The 2,714-nt window shown below is 24.9% G+C and carries 4 protein-coding genes; 3 read left to right on the forward strand and 1 reads right to left on the reverse strand.

Features of this window, described 5'->3' with window-relative positions; genetic code table 11:
• Positions 1 to 348 precede the first annotated feature (348 nt).
• From HZY31_RS02425 to HZY31_RS02435, 3 genes are all read left to right on the forward strand, one after another.
• Positions 349 to 519, forward strand: a complete 171-nt coding sequence (locus tag HZY31_RS02425; RefSeq protein WP_297317883.1) for a hypothetical protein — start codon at positions 349 to 351, stop codon at positions 517 to 519.
• Between the two features lie 160 nt (positions 520 to 679).
• The gene (locus tag HZY31_RS02430; RefSeq protein WP_214400443.1) at positions 680 to 895 is read left to right on the forward strand and encodes a sulfurtransferase TusA family protein; all 216 of its coding nucleotides are present in this window, start codon (positions 680 to 682) and stop codon (positions 893 to 895) included.
• Between the two features lie 13 nt (positions 896 to 908).
• Positions 909 to 1,253 (forward strand): DsrE/DsrF/TusD sulfur relay family protein, encoded by a 345-nt coding sequence (locus tag HZY31_RS02435; protein WP_297317884.1) that lies wholly within the window; start codon positions 909 to 911, stop codon positions 1,251 to 1,253.
• A 29-nt stretch (positions 1,254 to 1,282) separates the two neighbouring features.
• On the opposite strand, the gene HZY31_RS02440 is transcribed toward HZY31_RS02435, so the two are convergent.
• Complete coding sequence (locus tag HZY31_RS02440; protein WP_297317885.1) at positions 1,283 to 2,287, reverse strand: DHH family phosphoesterase; 1,005 nt, start codon at positions 2,285 to 2,287, stop codon at positions 1,283 to 1,285.
• Positions 2,288 to 2,714: the final 427 nt, after the last annotated feature.

Genomic DNA, 2,714 nt, shown 5'->3' on the forward strand with positions numbered 1-2,714 from the left:
ATAAAATCTTCCAAAAATCTCAATAATTTAATAAAATTAAATACTCAAATTAATCAAAATAGAAGATCCTCCGAAATTTGATAAAAATCCTTAAAATTAAAAAATAACTAATTAAAATCCTCTAAATCAAAAAATAAAAATTTTTAGCGAGGGAAGAGTATTCAACAAAAGAATAAGATTATAATTTTAAAATTTATCATTATTTATCGTTATAAATTAAAACAAATTTGTCATTATTTTTCATTAAAAACATTTATAATGATTTATCATGAGCAAAAAGGTATAAATATTACTTTTTTCAACAATATAATTGAACATAATTGAGAATAACATAAGAAGGGGATGGTTATGAATGTAAAGTTCCAATATATGCAGATAAAAGAAGATGATTACGATGAACTAAAAAATTTAAAAAGAGATCTAACAAGAGCATATACTGGTAGTGAAGTATCAAAAGTTTTAGGATACATATTAGCAGGATTAATAATAGTTTCTGCCGTAGCACCTATTTTATTTTAATTTTTAAAGAATTTACAGAATATGTAAATTTAAATATGCTTTTAAATTAGTAATTTTACTCATTAGATTATTTAATAACTAAGATGTGATTAATTTTCTTTTAGATTAATTTTTTATATCTATTTTTGGTTAATTTTAGTAAAAACTTTATGGTGATATTATGAAAAAACTTGATGTTACTGGAGACATTTGCCCAATTCCTGTTTTAAAGACAAAAAGAGCATTGGAAGAACTAAAAGAAGGAGAGGAATTAGAAGTTGTAGGGGATTATAAACCAGCATTGGAAAACATTAAAAGATTTGCTGAAAATAATGGCTATAAAGTAGTTAGTTATGAAGAAACTGAAAATGGATTTAGAATAGTTATAAGAAAATAAATAAGGTGAGATAATGAAATTTACGGTAATTATTACAGAGGCTCCTTATGGAAAAGAAAGAGCATATTCCGCTTTAAGATTTGCTTTAACATCTTTGTTGGAGGGTATAGAGGTAAATATTTTCTTACTTGAAAATGGTGTATATGTTGCTAAAAAAGAGCAAAATCCTTCAGAAGTTCCTAATTACTTAGAATTATTAAAAAATGCTATTGAACTTGGTGCAGTAGTTAAAGCATGTGGTCCTTGTTCCAAAGCGAGAGGATTAAAAGAAGAGGACTTAATTGAAGGTGTAAAATTAGGAACTATGCATGATTTAGTAGCATTTGTTAAAGAAAGTGATAGAGTAGTAACATTCTAAGTTTTAATTTTAATTTTTTATTATTAATCTTATTTTATTTTTTTATTGATATTCTTAGCTTTTTTGTATTCCTCTACAAATCTTTTATAGCAAAGATTTAAAACTTCTTTTATAACTTTTTCTTTACTTTTACTTTTATCATAAGGAGCATTTAAACCTCCTGCTTCACTATGTCCTCCTCCACTACCTCCTAACTCCTTACCTATTTTTTCCATTAGATTTCCTAAATGCACATACTTAGAAACATGCTTTCTACATCTCGCACTAACCCTTATTTCCCCTTCTTTTTTTCTAACCGCCACAACAAAGGCAATATCTGCACCAATACTTACTATGGTTTTAGCACATGAAGCCTCATGAGAACTAACATAGGATAAGGCTATCTTAATTTTATCAAATTCTTTTATTTCCATTCTACTACACGCCTTTAAATGGGCAGTTCTTTTACTATAATCACTCTCTTGAGATAAAAGAGATAAAATTTTTTGAAAACTTATATCTTTTATTAAGTAACTTATTAATTCAAATGTTTTTGGATTTGCTAACTTTAAATGTTTAGTATCATAAACTATTCCACACAACAAGGCTATTCTAACATTTTTTGGAGGAAATATATTTAATTCTCTAAAAATCTCTGCTATGATCTCAGATGTTGAAGGATAATCTTCTTTAATTATATAGTATTTGCAAATATCAGCCAACTCTGTCTTTTTGTGATGGTCAATTAAAATAACATCCTTATTTTTTAGTTCATCAAAATTAACTTTTAATTGATTTATTGAGGCAGTATCAACTATAAATACAGTTTGTGGAAGTTTGGGATACAGTTCTATATCAACTCTTTCACCAATTTCGTTTAAAATATTCTTTGAGATTTTACTAACAGAATCTGCTACAATTCTATAATTTCCATTTGGATTTAGTTGAGATGCTAAATATTTTAATGCCACACAACTCCCAATAGCATCAGGGTCTGCATTATGATGACATAAAAAAAGGATCTCATCTCTTTTTAAATAATCTAATAATTCCATTAAACTTCACCATATTTTTCTTCACTATTATACTTTATTATTAGTATATATAAAATAAATATTTGCAAATTTTTATAATGAATAATACTTACTCTTGGGATTTGTTAATATCAAATCATAAAAAATTTTAAATTTTTATTATAATAATATTATAATTTTAAAATTTTTCATATTGTTATAATATTTTTTTGATATTTTTATGATTTTATAATACTCAGATAGAGATTTTCCCGAGGGTTAGTATTACTTTTAAAAAAGATGTGAATATAGAAATTTATGAGTTTAATAGGAAATAAAAGATATTTTGCTATTCTTTTATACTTAAAAGATTATAGATAAATTAAAAAATTTAAATTTATGAAGTATATTCGTAATATTATCCTTATAGATTTTCATATAAGCATATTATCCACACTCGGGACTTAAT

The sequence above is a fragment of the Methanocaldococcus sp. genome (assembly GCF_024490875.1).
In the GTDB taxonomy this organism is placed as follows: domain Archaea; phylum AGJL01; class Methanococci; order Methanococcales; family Methanocaldococcaceae; genus Methanocaldococcus.

Bases quoted from the DNA above. Each gene is read 5' to 3' on its own strand.
- HZY31_RS02425 (WP_297317883.1), top strand. From the start codon at position 349: ATGAATGTAAAGTTCCAATATATGCAGATAAAAGAAGATGATTACGAT.
- HZY31_RS02430 (WP_214400443.1), top strand. From the start codon at position 680: ATGAAAAAACTTGATGTTACTGGAGACATTTGCCCAATTCCTGTTTTA.
- HZY31_RS02435 (WP_297317884.1), top strand. From the start codon at position 909: ATGAAATTTACGGTAATTATTACAGAGGCTCCTTATGGAAAAGAAAGA.
- HZY31_RS02440 (WP_297317885.1), bottom strand. From the start codon at position 2,287: ATGGAATTATTAGATTATTTAAAAAGAGATGAGATCCTTTTTTTATGT.